This is a genomic window from Anaerosporobacter sp., from assembly GCF_965301125.1.
In genome coordinates this window covers 6,100-7,954 of the sequence record NZ_CBDLAM010000171.1, presented here as the reverse complement: position 1 = coordinate 7,954, position 1,855 = coordinate 6,100, and the positions used below count along the sequence as shown (strand labels likewise).

Below are 1,855 nucleotides of genomic sequence, written 5' to 3'. Positions count from 1 at the left end.
GTATTGTATAAACCACTTAAAAGTATTTTTTGATTTATCATCTTCTAAAATTTCATATAATTCATCTAATTTAGCAGCATTGTACATAATATTTATTACAATACCTTCTGATAACCATTTAAGATACTCTGAAGAATGTAACATAGCAATTATGCCTTCATATTGCTCTATTCTAGTTTTCTCACACAACACGACTCCATGGTTATCGAAAATATATTGATTCAACCACATTATTGCTTTATTTTCTTGTTTCATTAATTGATACTTTTTCATATTGGGCATATCTTCACTATGATTATAGTTTTTATGTAATAACGCACAAGCTTCATCATACATCTTTTTTACATGTGATATTTCTTTCTTTTCTTCGCTCATATTCCTCCTAAAGCATTATACATAAAATTAATTACTATTTTTCTGTAACAATTACTCTATCAAAATCAGCCAATCTAATATCATCCACTTCTAATCCAGTATTTTTAAAAATAGCATTTCCCTCTACATAACAACTTTCAAAATATTCTTTCATTTCTTCAGTAGCATTCTCATACATAAGTCTTTCTTTTCCCCACGTTTTTTCCAATTCTATATTTAGCCTGTTATAACATCTATCATCATTCACACACTCTGGTACATTCATTTCATACCACTTTGAACTATAGCATACTCGTCCCATTGAAAGTATATTGTTTGACACGTAGCAAGTACACTTCAACCCGTGCTCTTTTAAATATTTTACATCTTTATAAGTCATCCAATTTAATTCTATTTCCTCAACTCCCAGTTCCTTCATAAGAGAAATCTTTTCACTCTCTAAAAATGAGTGTTTTTGAAGTACTTCTATTAGTGCTTCTTCCTCCCCTTCAAGTAATTTACTATGCCAGCTACAATCTAACAGTGATCGAGTTAACACTCTTCCTATAACAGGAACAATCCTATTTTCTAAAATTAAATCCTTACACATATATAAAAACCCATAATCATTAAATGTAACCTTTAGCTTCGTGATAGTAATCATCTTCTGCAAATATTCATACAAATTGGTGCAGTATTTATCTGGAACCATTGGTGTAACAAATCTAACTTTCACTCCGTTATTTACAGCCTCAATTAATAATTCAAACCACTTTTCGTGTAGTGCCTTATGTATACAACATTCATCCCCCAAAACAACTGTATCATAATCCTTAGGGAGTTGTTTCATTAATTTAACCTGCCATTCATTCATAATAGCATCAAACCTTTCTTAGTAAGCGCTTTACTTTCCAATGATATATTTATAATTTTCGTTGCTTTCTCTATATTTACATCTCATCTGTGAACACCAAATACGTTTCCACCAAAGAGGAATTTCACTAACCATTTCAGTATATGATTTACCTTGTCGATAGCCTTCCAAAAACTTACTATATAGCTTTATTACCTGTTCTGTTTGCTTAATACTTCTCTCTCTTCCAACAATTTTCAATGTTGTAACACCTGCATTTTCTAACTCACCCAAAACACACAGTGCACAACCGCTTTCTGCATCAAACAATTTTTCTGTTCTGATCTCATTATCATCCCAAACTTTATATTTATTCTTACATGAAACACCTGGCTGAAAATTATTTAATGTCCCTTCTCCATAATCATGTAAAAAACTGCATGCCCCATTATAAAATGAGCAACCTAGATATCCAATAACTTCAAGTTCCATAATATTTTTTTCTGAAAACTTTTTAATTTCATCCATTTGTATGTGATAGGATAAAATGGTTCTTTTAACTCCTATCTCTTTTAGATACAAAAGTTGCATTTCATTGATTGTTTTCAGATAAACGCTTGCATGTAGAGATACCGGATACTGTTGTTT

Annotated in this window: 3 protein-coding genes; all 3 read right to left on the bottom strand. The window is 30.7% G+C overall.

Features of this window, described 5'->3' with window-relative positions; genetic code table 11:
- Positions 1 to 375 (bottom strand): hypothetical protein (locus ACW2QF_RS15570; RefSeq protein ID WP_455716929.1); only part of this gene is annotated, 375 nt, incomplete at its 3' end.
- A gap of 34 nt (positions 376 to 409) precedes the next feature.
- The gene (locus ACW2QF_RS15565; protein WP_455716928.1) at positions 410 to 1,228 is read right to left on the bottom strand and encodes a hypothetical protein; all 819 of its coding nucleotides are present in this window, start codon (positions 1,226 to 1,228) and stop codon (positions 410 to 412) included.
- 30 nt (positions 1,229 to 1,258) lie between these two features.
- Positions 1,259 to 1,855, bottom strand: a 597-nt coding sequence (locus ACW2QF_RS15560) for a U32 family peptidase (protein ID WP_455716927.1), incomplete at its 5' end; no start/stop codon positions are given.